This is a genomic window from Paenibacillus sp. RRE4, from assembly GCF_031844205.1.
GTDB lineage: Bacteria > Bacillota > Bacilli > Paenibacillales > Paenibacillaceae > Paenibacillus > Paenibacillus xylanexedens_B.
On the sequence record NZ_JAUZUT010000022.1, the window covers coordinates 1 to 1,541 of the forward strand.

A 1,541-nucleotide genomic window follows, 5' to 3' on the forward strand; every position below is an offset into this window, starting at 1 on the left:
TGATCGTTGCTATGAACGTTTTAGTCAAGCCCAGCACAAAATGCTGTTGCCCGAAGTCCTAAGCGCGGGGGTCCATATGCGAGCGACGGTTGGCACGCTGCTATCCGTGGGTTGGTTACCACATGTTATGCCTTCGTCAAGGAGAGCGGTTGTAAGCTAGAAACGCACGTTCAGCTCACACAGAGCCTAGTGCAAACGATCAACACAGATTCTCTCCCGAACCTTTCCATGAACCCCCGGGCTTAAGACTCCGGGTTTACCCGTTCCCCTTGTGACGAACGTCTCGATCGGATGCAACACCAATTACTGGGCATTCGGCTGTTCTACGGTTCGGGCAACCGCCCAAATAAAACCCATCAGTTCGCGCGCTACAGCGGCAATTGCCACATTGGGGTGCTTGTGTTTTACAAAGATCAGGCGGCGGTATTTGGCATGTAGCCTGTGTTGCGCTTTCCATGAAATCTGCTCCACGTCCGCAGACAGACCTTCTAAACGGATGGCCAGATCTCCTTTCACCGCAGGTCGGTGACGGTAACTCCAGGCCGATTCGATTAAGGTTCGACGTAGACGCCCATTCCCTGTTTTGGTGAGGGAACCTCGTTTGGTGCTGGCTCCAGACGAATGCTCACGGGGAACCAGACCCAAGTAAGCCATGAGCCTCGCTGGGGAAGAAAACCGGGCAAACGATCCGATTTCCGAAACCAGCGTCACCGCCGTCAGGAAACCAATGCCACGAAGGCCCTGTAAAATGCGAATCATTTCCGCTTTGGGATGGGTAGCTGCTTCTTCAATCAGCGCTTTTTCCAATCGACCAATCCGCTGTTCCACCTCGTACAGGGTGTGAAGATACTCGGTAAACGCCGTTTGCATCGAGACTTGTGGAAAAGTGACCGTTCCCAGCCACATCCGATATTTTTTCGTCCAGGCCCGTTTGATCTGTTCTGGCGGATGGATCTGGTGGCGGAGTAAAAACTTGAGCACACGCTGCCGAGCCCGGTGTGCATCCTCTTTCGCCGTTTCACGTGCACGAACTAATTCACGCAGAGCCTCATCCGCTGGAGCCGGAACGTAAATCGGCGTGAGCTCACCCGCACGGAATAAACGCGCGAGTTGTTCTGCGTCGCGTCGATCCGTTTTCACCCGATCTCCAGCCCGTTTCGGAATGAGCGAAGGAGCGATAACGATGCAATGTGCACCCATAGATTCAATCCAGCGATGGGTTTCATAGCCGGTAGGCCCTGCTTCGTAGCAGAAGGACAAAGTACTTGCAGGCCCCAGCTCTTTGATGAGTTTACGCAACGCGGCAGGCGTATGCGCAATGGATCCGTAATACCGAGACTTGGCCTGTCCTTCATCTGCGATGGCAACTGAAATTTTTTCTTTAGACACATCTAAACCGATGAATTTTGTGGTAGACTGCATAGTGATAGCTCTCCTTTGCTGTGTAGCTCTGAAATGGTGGTTTTGACACTTTCCATTTTAACCTACGATGCTCAGCAATATGTGGGGGCTATCCTTGTTTACGTTCATCATAGCTAGAA

At 52.3% G+C, this 1,541-nt stretch carries 1 protein-coding gene; it reads right to left on the reverse strand.

The window, feature by feature from the left end; all coding sequences use genetic code 11:
• Window positions 1-303 precede the first annotated feature (303 nt).
• Window positions 304-1,422, reverse strand: coding sequence for an IS110 family RNA-guided transposase (locus Q9R46_RS28525; RefSeq protein ID WP_311282628.1), 1,119 nt, complete (start codon window positions 1,420-1,422; stop codon window positions 304-306).
• Window positions 1,423-1,541: the final 119 nt, after the last annotated feature.

What these genes read in the sequence shown, in the direction of transcription:
- Q9R46_RS28525 (WP_311282628.1), bottom strand. Translation starts at nt 1,422, where the DNA reads ATGCAGTCTACCACAAAATTCATCGGTTTAGATGTGTCTAAAGAAAAA.